This window comes from Thalassoglobus neptunius, assembly GCF_007859735.1.
Taxonomy (GTDB): Bacteria; Planctomycetota; Planctomycetia; order Planctomycetales; family Planctomycetaceae; genus Thalassoglobus; species Thalassoglobus neptunius.
This window is the reverse complement of sequence record NZ_SIHI01000001.1, coordinates 2,119,164-2,130,699: the sequence shown is the minus strand read 5'-3', so window position 1 is coordinate 2,130,699 and position 11,536 is coordinate 2,119,164. Positions and strand designations below refer to the sequence as shown.

The 11,536-nt window shown below is 53.8% G+C and carries 14 protein-coding genes; 10 read left to right on the top strand and 4 right to left on the bottom strand.

Annotation, left to right across the window (positions count from 1 at the left end; translation table 11 throughout):
* Positions 1-129: 129 nt before the first annotated feature.
* The 4 genes from KOR42_RS08380 to KOR42_RS08365 all read right to left on the bottom strand — a co-directional run bounded on the left by KOR42_RS08380 (position 130) and on the right by KOR42_RS08365 (position 3,098).
* Entirely contained in the window at positions 130-651 is a 522-nt protein-coding gene (locus KOR42_RS08380; protein ID WP_231740788.1) for a hypothetical protein, read from the bottom strand.
* An 89-nt stretch (positions 652-740) separates the two neighbouring features.
* Positions 741-1,535, bottom strand: coding sequence for a hypothetical protein (locus KOR42_RS08375; RefSeq protein WP_146508750.1), 795 nt, complete (start codon positions 1,533-1,535; stop codon positions 741-743).
* Entirely contained in the window at positions 1,532-2,143 is a 612-nt protein-coding gene (gene folE / locus KOR42_RS08370) for a GTP cyclohydrolase I FolE (protein WP_197440983.1), read from the bottom strand. Before folE ends, KOR42_RS08375 begins: the two co-directional genes overlap by 4 nt.
* A gap of 76 nt (positions 2,144-2,219) precedes the next feature.
* Entirely contained in the window at positions 2,220-3,098 is an 879-nt protein-coding gene (locus KOR42_RS08365; RefSeq protein ID WP_146508746.1) for a DUF4912 domain-containing protein, read from the bottom strand.
* Between the two features lie 256 nt (positions 3,099-3,354).
* Between KOR42_RS08365 and KOR42_RS08360 the strand changes: the two genes are divergently transcribed.
* From KOR42_RS08360 to atpD, 10 genes are all read left to right on the top strand, one after another.
* Positions 3,355-3,681, top strand: a complete 327-nt coding sequence (locus KOR42_RS08360; protein ID WP_146508744.1) for an AtpZ/AtpI family protein — start codon at positions 3,355-3,357, stop codon at positions 3,679-3,681.
* Positions 3,682-3,731: 50 nt separating this feature from the next.
* Entirely contained in the window at positions 3,732-4,157 is a 426-nt protein-coding gene (locus tag KOR42_RS08355) for a hypothetical protein (protein WP_146508742.1), read from the top strand.
* A 23-nt stretch (positions 4,158-4,180) separates the two neighbouring features.
* On the top strand, positions 4,181-5,074 hold the full coding sequence (atpB, locus tag KOR42_RS08350; RefSeq protein WP_146508740.1) for a F0F1 ATP synthase subunit A: 894 nt from the start codon (positions 4,181-4,183) through the stop codon (positions 5,072-5,074).
* A 76-nt stretch (positions 5,075-5,150) separates the two neighbouring features.
* The gene (locus KOR42_RS08345) at positions 5,151-5,459 is read left to right on the top strand and encodes an ATP synthase F0 subunit C (RefSeq protein ID WP_231740787.1); all 309 of its coding nucleotides are present in this window, start codon (positions 5,151-5,153) and stop codon (positions 5,457-5,459) included.
* A 78-nt stretch (positions 5,460-5,537) separates the two neighbouring features.
* Positions 5,538-6,140 (top strand): ATP synthase F0 subunit B, encoded by a 603-nt coding sequence (locus KOR42_RS08340; protein WP_146508738.1) that lies wholly within the window; start codon positions 5,538-5,540, stop codon positions 6,138-6,140.
* Between the two features lie 159 nt (positions 6,141-6,299).
* Entirely contained in the window at positions 6,300-6,986 is a 687-nt protein-coding gene (locus KOR42_RS08335; RefSeq protein ID WP_146508736.1) for a F0F1 ATP synthase subunit B family protein, read from the top strand.
* A 26-nt stretch (positions 6,987-7,012) separates the two neighbouring features.
* Positions 7,013-7,651, top strand: coding sequence for an ATP synthase F1 subunit delta (atpH, locus tag KOR42_RS08330; RefSeq protein ID WP_146508734.1), 639 nt, complete (start codon positions 7,013-7,015; stop codon positions 7,649-7,651).
* Entirely contained in the window at positions 7,602-9,143 is a 1,542-nt protein-coding gene (gene atpA, locus KOR42_RS08325) for a F0F1 ATP synthase subunit alpha (protein ID WP_146508732.1), read from the top strand. Before atpH ends, atpA begins: the two co-directional genes overlap by 50 nt.
* Positions 9,144-9,179: 36 nt before the next feature.
* The gene (gene atpG / locus KOR42_RS08320; RefSeq protein WP_146508730.1) at positions 9,180-10,049 is read left to right on the top strand and encodes an ATP synthase F1 subunit gamma; all 870 of its coding nucleotides are present in this window, start codon (positions 9,180-9,182) and stop codon (positions 10,047-10,049) included.
* 21 nt (positions 10,050-10,070) lie between these two features.
* The gene (atpD, locus tag KOR42_RS08315; protein WP_146508728.1) at positions 10,071-11,519 is read left to right on the top strand and encodes a F0F1 ATP synthase subunit beta; all 1,449 of its coding nucleotides are present in this window, start codon (positions 10,071-10,073) and stop codon (positions 11,517-11,519) included.
* Positions 11,520-11,536: the final 17 nt, after the last annotated feature.

Below are 11,536 nucleotides of genomic sequence, written 5' to 3'. Positions count from 1 at the left end.
CCCGGTTTCCGGTCTGCTTGGCTCAGAAGTGTTCAAGATGAGTCCCCAGTTGGCAAAAGTTGTGTTGTTCGCGGAGTCCATCACCAAGAGAGAGGTGTTCACGCCGGGGTCGAAGTGTTCACGCCGGAATTACTGGGAGGCTTTCAAGCGAATTTCTTCCTGTCGATACTTTTCAGCGAGTTCATGATCAAAAGTCTTGTGACCGGAGACGTCAATTCCGTGATGCTTTGTTTGACACCGATAGCACACGAGAACGTCGGGCATGACGACATACAGAATCATATCCAGTACTGCGAATGCCATCAGAATCGAAATCGCGAGAATCGGCCGATAGTACATCCATGCGATGCTGCTGATCACTGCTGCCAATGCCACAAACCCGAGGCCAAGAGCCTGAGAGAAATTTTTCTGCCTCCACAGGTCCTCGTTGCCGCAGCGGAGACATTGGTCCGGCGGAGAATTGTTCTGAGGGACAGAAACCGGCACTTTGCGAACCCAGTCGCAATGGCCACACTCAAGCGTGGCCGCTTCGGACAATTCCGGCGACTGATTGAGTGAATCACAGTTGGGGCAGTGGTAGGTCAAATACATGAGACCGAACATGTTACGTGGATGAAATGCTAATGAAAAGCAGCGCAGCGTCGACTTCACGAGACATTCGTCCAATTGGGAAAACAATCAGACGAGACACTGAGGCACGCGGAAGAGATTCAAAAGGAAAACAGGACCGGCGGCCTGCTTCACATCACGCCAGAAACAGGACCGGAGAGAGCGACATGCTCCACGGAAGAGGAAAGCAACCTCGCTGCCATTTCCCCCATGAACACAAGGATTGTCGCGGCATACAAAACTCCTGTCGCAGACTGGGTGTTGCGGTACTTCAGAATCTTTTGCGTGAGAACCCCAAGGATCAATGGTCCCACCAACCCAACCCACCGAAGGACGAGCAATCCCGAATCGCTCATGGAAAAGCTTCCGGAAGACGAAGTTGAGACCGTAGCCACCACAACGATCCGAAACAGGACGCTCGCGAGAAAGAACTGATTGAATCGTATCAACGGAGCCAACGACATTCCGGTCGCTGTCAGGTACCAGTGCCCGAGAAGCATGGCCGCAGTCGTCGATCCAAAAAGCATCGCCGAACTTGCCGCATCGAGCACCGGGGCAACCCACTCGACCGGACTTGAAGATGCACTCCTGCCGACAACGACGGAAATCAGGAACAGCCACGAACAGACCGCAATCAACCCGCCGAAGATCGCCCCGACGCGTCTTCGCTCCAGCGTCCAGTAGAACGATCCGAAGAACGACAGGATTCCGGACACAACCCCGAAGATGGCCATGTTTCTCGCAGCTGCATTTTCACCGACATCTGCAGCAGGCATCTGGCCAGCGGTCAAGAACGCCAGCACACTGAGTCCCAATGCGATCAACATCTGAATACGAAAGAATCCAGAAGTGATGAGAGACTGAGGCGCCAGACACCAGACCAGCGAGAGCCCACAAATAAGTTTCAGAGAGAATTCGGGAATCATTTCTTGCCGTTGATCAACGCCATGGCTTCTGCACGACTCGATTCATTCTTGCGAAACAACCCGCGAACTGCACTTGTGATCGTCAACGAACCGGGTTTACGAATCCCACGAATGGACATGCACGAATGCTCCGCCTCAAGCACAACAATCACCCCTTTGGGTGCAAGCTGTTCTTCGAGGAGATTCGCAATCGTCTCTGTCATGCGCTCCTGAACCTGCGGGCGCCGCGACACTTCCTCGACAATCCGTGCGAGCTTGCTTAAGCCAACCACACTTCCTCGCGGAATGTAGCCAACGTGGGCGACTCCGAGAAACGGCAGCAGGTGATGTTCGCACATGCTATTGAAACTGATGTCGCGCACAAGCACCAGTTCGTCATACGTCTCCTGAAACACCTTCTTCAGATGGCGGCCCGGATCGACATGCAGCCCGCTGAACAACTCCGCGTACATCTTTGCGACGCGGGAAGGGGTCTCGAGAAGCCCTTCGCGATCGGGATTTTCCCCGACAGCTGCCAGAATTTCGCGAACAGCGGATTCAATACGGGCATGATCAACAGAAAACGACGGAGTTTCTTCAGAGCTTGATTCGGCTTCAGACTTCGACACGGATAGACACCTGCAAGATTCGTGGATTCGTGGTGCAACATTGTAGACAGACAAATGTCGAATGTTGCGGCACCGCTCAGTCTTTTGTCGATTTTCGCGAACCCGGGGAAATGTGTTCCACTTCCAGATAATGAACGTTGGAATCGACAGCGACGACTGCTCGCTGCCGCTGATTTCCGCACTCGACGACGACGGGAATCACCATCCGGCCGTTTTCGAGCGGTCGACTCCAGTAAAAGACTCCCTCATCAGCGTGAACCTGAACATATTCCCCATCCACAACGGCCGAGCAGGGCGTTCCGACATCCCCTTTCAGAGACAACTCCCCCAAGATCCTCAGCCGCACGTCGCCATTTCGTTCGGCAGCGACCAGTTCAACCTGAGTTCCGGCCGACACTCCTCCCCCCAGCGGGGTCAGATCCTTCTGATTTTCGGGAACATCGACTTCCGACGACTGCAGGAGCGAGAAGAATTTCCGATCCCCTGCTCGATATCCCAGCTCAAGCTTCCAAGCGAAGGTCTGGTCATCCAACTCGACGAACCACTTTCGCGTTCCGTCCGGGAGAGGAATATCTTTCACGAGTTCGCGAGACCGAGGGCCGGAATCTTCGTGCTGCACTCGAAAGAGACGCAACACTAACACGGAACGATGCCAGTCCTCCTTCATTGCTGCCGCAGCACGTTTCAATGTTTTGACGGAAACCGACCACGTTGCGGACAACCAGAAAGGCGCGACCTGAACTACTTCGAGAGAATCCTCGTCCTCGCAACTCTCCGCCTGTGCGCCCAACTCCTGCGATGCATTCTTGACCTGCTCGACCAGCTCCGACTTTTTCAGACGAGAGTGCCCACTGAGTTCCAACCCCCGGGCGAGATCTCGCAACTCGGCCATCGTCATCTTCTGCAATTCCGCAGCCTGATACGGCCCGGAACCTGATGATACACGGTGTGGCATGAAGGGTCCTCCCAGAAGCTCTCCGCATGGATTCTCAGCAGCAGGAATTCGAATTCCGTCAGCAAAAGCGATCACGCGACGTGTTGCGGCATGAACAACACCCCGAATCCGGCGAAAAAACAGTCAAACGGCAATGCTCGAAATATTCATTCACCGTTTATGATATCACCAGAAATGGGGATTCTGCCACCGGTCGACGTGAACGCTTTGACTTGAGTTGTCAGCGGAAGTAGACTCCGCGCGATGATTTCGCGAGGTGGCAACCCCATTAACCCATTTCGGGAAAGGTGTTTCCATCGTGAGGCCAACCAAATCTATTGTTCCCGTCAAGTTCCTCTACTGGTCGTCACAGATCACAACCATGTCCCTCGAAATGGGGCTTCTGATCGGTGTCGGTTACTGGCTGGACCTGAAGTACGGAACAAGCCCCGGCTTCCTTCTCGGTGGATGCGGACTTGGGTTACTGGCCGTTGGCTGGCAACTCTTCCGACTGGTCCGCTCCGGGATGCAAGGGGTTCTTGCAGGTAAGTCTCAGCGAACTCCCAAAACAGAATCAACCTCACGTTCCGAGTCGAAAAACTGACTCGCAAAACGACGAGGTGAACAAAAGAAACGAACGAAGGTTGTGAAACCTTGGAGGCACCACAGCAATCATTCAAAGACTTTCTGCGAAATGAATTGCTGCTCCTCGGAGTCATGATCCTCGCCGGCACAGTTTGTGGGCTCATCACTCAGGGACTGGTATTGCTCGGCGTACACGAGGGATCGAACTTCAGCGACACAATTGTCGCAACACTCGTGGCAATGCCCGCGGGACTGTTTGCGTTGTGGATCTTGTTTCGACACGGCTCCGGTGCAGGAGCCATCCTCACCCTCACACTGATCAGGGTTGGGATGACAATGACACTGGCGGGGTTAGTCGCCTGGAAGATTCCCAGTTTGAAAACTCTCAGTTTTTTTTTGACAGTGACGGTTGTTTATCTGGCAGGCCTCTTTGTAGAAACGTGGCTCGCTTGGAAAACTCTTCAGGAATCTGTTCCCACAGAATCGGACTCCTGATCAAACCTTGAAGACTCGCGGACATGCTAGCCAGTCACGGGACATTCCATCACGTATACGACTTCACGGAGTTCCATCTCCCGTTCGGAATCCATATTCCGTTGCCGGAGATCATGGGAGTCCAGTTGACGAAGTATATGGTCTTGCAGTTAGTCGCTGCAGGACTGGCCATTATTATCTTTCGAGGAGTCGCGAACCGAGCCAAAGACGGACATCCCGTCACTGGATGGTTCTGGAACTTCTGGGAAATGTTGGCTTTATACATCCGGGACAACGTCGTTCGCCCGGTGATCGGTGATCCCCATCACCATGAAGGCGACGATCACTCTCATGTCGGGACTTATCCGACTGATTCGCACGGCGATCACGCCGAGCCTGACGGAGTGACACATCCCGCCGACAAGTATCTTCCATTCTTGTGGTCCTGCTTCTTCTTCATCCTGTTCTGCAACCTCCTCGGGGCTTTCCCTTGGTTCGGATCAGCGACTGCAAGCATTAACGTGACCGGTGCACTGGCACTGACTGCGTTCATCGCGACATTCATCTACGGAGCCCAAATGCACGGGCCCGTCGGATTCTGGACTCACATGGTCCCGCATGTTGACGCACCGGGTGCTGTCAAAGTCCTGCTTGTTCCGATGATTTTTGCCATCGAAGCTGGTGGGCTCTTTATTAAACATGGCGTTCTTGCCGTGCGACTCTTTGCAAACATCATGGGCGGTCACACAGTGATTGCCGTAATTTTGGCCTTCATCGCCGATGCGGCGACGAGTGGGGCCTGGTTTATCGTCACACCGGGAAGTCTTCTCGGACAGATTGGTGTGGGACTGCTGGAGTTACTGGTCGCGTTTATTCAGGCCTACGTCTTCACATTCCTGTCGACGATTTTCATCGCACTGTCGCTGCACGAGCACTAATCGCTTGTCGGCATTATGAGTTAGTTTCTGTTCAACTGAATTCAGTTTCGAATTCACCCCTATGAGGAGATGTCAAGTGTCTCGCGTTTTTCAAGTCGTTTGGTGTGCAGCTGTTGCTGTCTTGTTCTTCGCGGTTCCTGCAATGGCTCAAGAAGCTGTCGCTCAGCCACTCATCGATCTGACTCCAGCATTCGGTGCCGGTCTGGTCATGATCGGTGCGGGATTCGGAATCGCAAAGATCGGTGCTGCTGCTGTTGAGAGCATGGCTCGCCAGCCAGAAGCTGCCAAAGACATCAGTGGCGGGATGCTTCTCGCAGCTGCTCTGATCGAAGGTGCGACATTCTTCGCCCTGATCGTTTGTATTCTCGGAATCGTCCTTGCCTAGTCCTGCACGCTCAGCGAGTGTTTTCGAAACCGTTTCCTGTTTCTGGGTGTCGACGTGTGTGACTGCCTGAAGTTTGTAATGTGCCTGACTCTCGTTCTGGGAGTTGGGGCGCCGATTGGATTTGCTGCGGACTCTCCCGATCATGGAGATCATGCTTCGAGTGGAACTTCCACAGAGCATGCGAGTTCCGGAGCAGAAGAAGATCCGATTACGTCGCTGCTCTTCCCGAAAGAGCCGAATTACAACCTTCCCCCTGTGCAGCCGAAGCTCGACATCTTCCTGTGGACACTTGTCGTGTTTGGCGGGTTCATCTTCATCATGCGAGCAGTTGCCTGGAATCCGTTGATTCAGGGCCTGAACGCGAGAGAAGGTCGAGTCGTCAACGCTGAACGCGAAGCCAAAGCCGCTTTGCTTGAAGTTGAGCGGTTGCGAGCTGAGTCGGAAGCCCGACTCGCACAAGTTCAGGAGCAAGTCAAATCAGTCATCGCATCCGCGAGGTCTGAAGCAGAAACGCAGAAACAAGAGATTCTCGCACAAGCAGAACAGGAATCGAAGCGAATTCGAGAGGAAGCGCTGCAGGCGATCCGTGAAGCCCAGGACTCTGCACTGCAGACTCTGGACGAACGGGTTGACGAACAGGTCGGACTAGCAACAGAACATGTTGTCGGTCGTCGACTCTAATCGATTGCAGCCCATCAATCATTCAATCATCGAGTGGAAACCGGTTCTTCTTCGGAAGACTGGAATCAGGTGTGAGGTCGTCTTTTGAACGTCCGTGAGAATCACAATTTGTTCGTCCAGTCACTTCGTTTGGCGTGGATTTTGGCACTGACCTGTGCTTTGACTGCTGGCCCTGTGAATTCGGCCTACTGCCAGGACGCTGCGTCTGAGGAGGCTCATTCAGAAGCCGCCCATGACAGCCACGATGCACACTCCGAAGGCGATCATGCCGACGGTGACCTTGGCCATGATGAAGCAGGCCACGGACACGATGATCACGGTGCCGGACACGGAACCGGGCATGGCGATGAACATGCTGCTCCGTCCATCTGGGAAGACCTGTCGTTCTGGTCGATTATTGCGTTTGCAGGATTCTGCGTCGCCATCGGAAAACTGGGAATCTGGGACTGGATGCTCACCAGCATGTCAGACCGGGAAGCTCAGGAGCAGGAAACCATTTCCGTTGCGGAACGTCACCTTTCGACGGCACGTGAAACTCTCAACAAGTATCGCGGGCAACTCGAAGCCATGGACGAAACGGTTGCAGAAACGCTCGCGGAAGCGAAACGAGACGCCGATCACACTCGCGACGAGATTGTTGAATTCGCCAATCATGAAGCAGGTTTAATGGTCAAACGAGCCGAGGTCGATATCGACCGAGCACGTGATCAATCTCTGCATCAACTGTTCGAACATCTCGCCGCTCGAGTTGCTGAGGTTTCCGAACAGCGTGTGCGAAGCAGTTTTAACGATTCGGACCAGGACCGTCTCATCGACGAAACCCTGAACCAAATGGCTGGTAACTAGAAGACGTTCAAGGACTCCCAGGTTTCATGTCCGACTCACAAACAACTCGGCCATCACATGTCTTGGAAGATCCCAGTGCAAAAGCTGTTGCACGGGTCTACGCCACGGCATTCCTAAACGCCGCCGGTCAAGACAAACAGGCTGAACTCCTCGAAGAGTTCACTTCATTTCATGATGACGTCCTGCAAGCGAACCCTGACTTCGAACGATTGCTGACAACGGAAGCAACTGGCTCCGAGCAGAAACGCGGTGTCATCGAACGAACCGTCAAACCGTATGCGTCTGAGAAATTCACAAACTTTCTTCTGACACTTGCGAAACACGATCGACTTGAACTTCTCCCCTTAATCTTGAACGAAGCCTGGCAATCTCACGAAGAACAACAGGGACAGATCCGAGTCAAGCTTCGATCGGCAGTTGAACTTACCAGCGATCAGCTGGAGCGTATTAAACAACGGCTGCATGACGCTTTGTCATTCGAGCCGATTCTCATTCCGTCATTGGATCAGGAGCTCTTGGGTGGGCTGGTGATTCAGGTCGGCGACACAGTTTATGATGGTTCGCTGCGCACGCGGTTGCGTGAACTTCGACAGCGACTTCGCGAGAGGTACCTCAATGAAATTCAAAGCGGACGAGATCGCTTCAGTTCTCCAGAAGGAAATTGAAGACTTTCAAGGGCAGGTTCAAACTGCCGAAGTCGGAAAAGTGATCGAGGTTGGCGACGGGATCGCCCGTGTCGTCGGACTCTCGTCTGCAATGGCGGGAGAGATGGTTGAATTTGAGGGAGGCACTCGTGGTCTCTGCTTCAACCTCGAAGAAAATTCCGTCGGGATTATTATTCTCGGTGACTACCTGAAAATTCAGGAAGGCGACGAAGTCAAAACGACCGGAGAGCTTCTTTCCGTTCCGGTCGGAGATGCGATGATTGGTCGCGTCATCGATCCACTCGGAAATCCTCTGGACGGAAAAGGCCCCATCGTGACCACTGAGTCACGCCCGGTCGAATACCCGGCTCCAGGTGTTGCTGAGCGGCAACCGGTGAAGCAGCCACTCCAGACAGGGATCAAAGCTGTCGACTCCATGACTCCTATTGGACGTGGACAGCGTGAATTGATCATCGGCGACCGAAAAACAGGTAAGACTGCTGTCGCCATCGATACTATTCTCGCCCAGAAAGGCGGGGATGTGATCTGCATCTATGTCGCTTGTGGTCAGCGTTCCTCGAACGTTGCTCAGGTGGTTGAAGCACTCGAAGCCAACGGGGCAATGGACTACTCCATCGTCATTGCAGCATCCGCAGCAGATCCTGCTCCGCTGCAGTACATCGCACCGTACTCCGGAGCCGCGATTGCCGAACACTTCATGTACCAGGGCAAGCACACGCTCTGCGTCTATGATGACTTGACCAAACAGGCTCAGGCTTACCGACAATTGTCCCTGTTGATGCGACGTCCTCCGGGCCGTGAAGCTTATCCCGGTGACGTTTTCTACTGTCACAGTCGTCTTCTGGAACGTGCTGCGAAGCTGAACAACGAACTCGGTGGCGGTTCGATGACCGCACTGCCGATCATTGAAACTCTCGAAGGGGAAGTTTCGGCGTATATTCCGACGAACGTGATTTCGATCACCGACGGTCAGATTTACCTCGAACCAGATCTCTTCTTCGCTGGGGTTCGACCGGCGATTAACGTGGGTATTTCTGTGTCTCGTGTGGGTGGTAACGCTCAGACGAAAGCGATGAAGAAGATCTCCGGATCACTTCGACTCGACCTCGCAGCCTTCCGTGAACTGGAAGCGTTTGCCCAGATGGGAACCGAGCTCGACGCTGCCACGCAGAAACAACTCGACCGCGGATACCGAATGGTCGAATTGCTCAAGCAGCCGCAGTACCAACCGCTTCACTTCGCAGATCAGGTCATTTCGATCTACGCGGGAACCAAAGGGTACTTCGACAAAGTGCCTGTTGAGCAGGTTGCCCGAGCCGAAAAAGAGCTGCTTCAATTCATCAGTGAAGAGAAGAGCGAAGTGCGTGATGAACTCATCAAGACCAAAGAACTCAGCAGCGATCTTGAAGAGAAGTTGAAAGCGGCTCTCACAGAATTCCAGAGCCGTTTCAAAGCCGAAGTCGCAGAATCCCCAGCTGGGGCCACTGCCTGAATCGATCGCCCTTAGATTGAAGAGTATTGCATAGCAATGGGTAACGCACGAGTTTTAGTGAAGCGCCGGAAGTCGATCCGGAACATTCGCAAAATCACGAGGACGATGGAACTCATCGCCACCTCGCGATTCAAGAAAGCGATGGACCGGGCGGCGGAAGCGGCTGCTTACACCCGCAAAATCAACGAAATCGTTTCTGACCTGTCTCAGGCGGATTTGACTTTCAGTCATCCCCTGCTCAAACAGCCTGCAGAAACGAAGAACGTGACGTTGCTGATTCTCACTTCGAATCGAGGGCTTTGCGGCGGCTACAACGGCGGAATCTTGCGTAAGGCCAACAGCCGCATTCGTGAGTTGAAAGGCGAAGGCAAGAACGTCACCGTAGAGGTCTCCGGAAAACGCGGAATCTCAGCGATGAAGTTCGAAGGAGTCGAGATTGCTGCTTCCTATCAACAGTTTGAAGACAAACCCTCTTTCGACGATGTTAACGAAATCGCCAACCGTTACCTGGCAGACTTCATCAGCGGGAAGTTGCATCGACTCGATGTCGCTTATCAAAGTTTTCAGAGTGCTGCCCGCCAGTCCCCTGTCGTCGAGACACTCCTGCCGTTTGGAGATCTCGCGACTGAAACTGAAGAGTCGACGGGCGTTGATTACGAATTCCTCCCCAGCCCGGAACAAATTCTCGAAGAGATCGTTCCAGCAGCATTTCGAGCACGCTTTTTCAAGTGCTTCCTCGACGCTGCAGTGGGTGAGCAGATCGCTCGAATGGTGGCGATGAAAGCGGCGACCGAGAACGCCGATGATATGATTCGCAGTATTTCGCAAGAGTACAACCGCGCCCGTCAAACACAGATTACCAGCGAGCTGTCCGAAATTATCGGCGGTGCCGCTGCACTTGAGTAACAGCCAGATTGAGAACCGAACATGTCTACAGATACTGCCCAACATACCGGAAAAATTACGCAGATCATCGGCTCAACTTTTGATGCTGAGTTTGCGGCAGACAGCATGCCGGAGATCTACAATGCTGTCAAAATCGAACAAGAGGTCAAAGGGATCAAGATCAACTTGACCGGGGAAGTCCAACAGCACCTCGGAAGTGGTCGTGTTCGCTGCGTGGCACTCGGTTCGACGGACGGTCTGGTTCGAGGAATGGACGTTCTCGACACTCAAGCTCCTGTGACTGTTCCCGTGGGCAAAGAGACGCTGGGCCGCGTTTTCAACGTGATCGGCGAAACCATCGACGGTGAAGGCGAATGTGGCGCCACCGAACGTTGGCCGATCCACCGGGAAGCTCCAAAGCTCGACGAACTCTCCTCAAAGACAGAAGTCTTTGAAACCGGGATCAAAGTGGTCGACCTCCTGACTCCGTTCGTCCGTGGTGGTAAAGCGGGACTGTTCGGTGGTGCGGGACTTGGCAAGACCGTGATTCTGACTGAGTTGATCGCTCGTATCGCACGTGAACACGGGGGATACTCGGTGTTCGCAGGTGTGGGTGAGCGAACTCGAGAAGGAAACGACCTTCTGCTCGAAATGGCGGAAGCACAAATCGGAGACACCGGCCGATCGGTTCTTTCGCAAACGTGTATGGTCTTCGGACAGATGAACGAACCGCCTGGAGCCCGTCTCCGTGTCGCTTTGACCGGTTTGACAATGGCGGAATGGTTCCGTGACCAAACAGGTGCAGACACTCTGTTGTTCGTCGACAACATCTTCCGTTTCTCGCAAGCGGGTTCAGAAGTGTCGGCTCTTCTCGGTCGTATGCCATCTGCCGTGGGATACCAGCCAACTCTGGGAACCGAACTCGGTCAGCTGCAAGAACGAATTACGTCGACCAAGAAGGGTGCGATCACATCCGTGCAGGCTGTTTACGTTCCTGCCGACGATCCAACAGATCCAGCACCAGCGACGGCTTTCAGCCACCTGGATGCGTTCATCTACCTGGAACGAAAGATTGCAGAAAAGGGGATTTACCCCGCGATCGACCCATTGGCTTCGTCATCTCGAATTCTCGATCCACAAGTGGTCGGGGAACGCCACTACGCCGTCGCTCGTCAGGTTCAACAAATCCTGCAGCGTTATCGCGAACTTCAGGACATCATCGCGATTCTCGGTGTGGAAGAGCTTTCAGAAGACGACAAGCAGGTCGTGGCACGTGCTCGACGAATTGAGCGTTTCCTGTCGCAGCCGTTCTACGTCGCCGAGGTCTTCACCGGAAAATCGGGGAACTTCACCTCACTCGAAGATACCATCCAGTCCTTCGAAGAAATCTGTGCCGGTAAGTGGGACCACCTGCCGGAATCGGCCTTCATGTACGTCGGTGGCGTTCAAGAAGCTGCTGAACAAGCCGAACGGATGGCTCAAGAAGGATAAGGTCGCTCCTGCGACAG